Raw genomic sequence first — 441 nt, 5'->3', positions numbered from 1 at the left:
ATCCCGGACTGAAACCGTAAGAATAGCTCTCTTCGCCGTTTCGAGAGACGACGATAACGTGACCTTCGCGACCCGATGTGTCGGCAACGGCATTGAAGTTGTAGCCGCCTAAATCCCAGCGCGCCTCGCGTGCAGGCGGCACCATGAGATTAAGTCCGGCAACCTCTATGCATTTGGAGGCGCCTTCGCCGCATGGCGTTAGTGCGCCTCCGATGTCCGACGGTCCGCCAACCTCCGAAACGTCAGCATAGTTTCGGTAGGCACCATCATCCAAGTATAAAGCCACTACGGATGGGTATGCGTTAGACTTGAAGACGATCGTCTTCCCTCGAAACGCTGTCAGCGTTTTCTGAGTGCGGGCGCTTTCATCCGGAGCGCATGCGGTCACCACGAGCAGGGTCAACGTAAGTATGATGACTTCTCTCATCGGCCTATCCACCC

1 protein-coding gene is annotated in these 441 nt (G+C 56.2%); it reads right to left on the bottom strand.

Features of this window, described 5'->3' with window-relative positions; translation table 11 throughout:
- A partial coding sequence (locus tag JWG43_RS18415) for a hypothetical protein (protein ID WP_205244380.1) occupies nt 1–427 on the bottom strand: 427 nt, incomplete at its 3' end.
- Between the last annotated feature and the right edge of the window lie 14 nt (nt 428–441).

It is taken from the genome of Desulfobulbus alkaliphilus, from assembly GCF_016918545.1.
Classification (GTDB): Bacteria; Desulfobacterota; Desulfobulbia; order Desulfobulbales; family Desulfobulbaceae; genus Desulfobulbus; species Desulfobulbus alkaliphilus.
The sequence above is the reverse complement of the archived record's forward strand: the minus strand, read 5'-3'. Positions and strand labels throughout refer to the sequence as shown.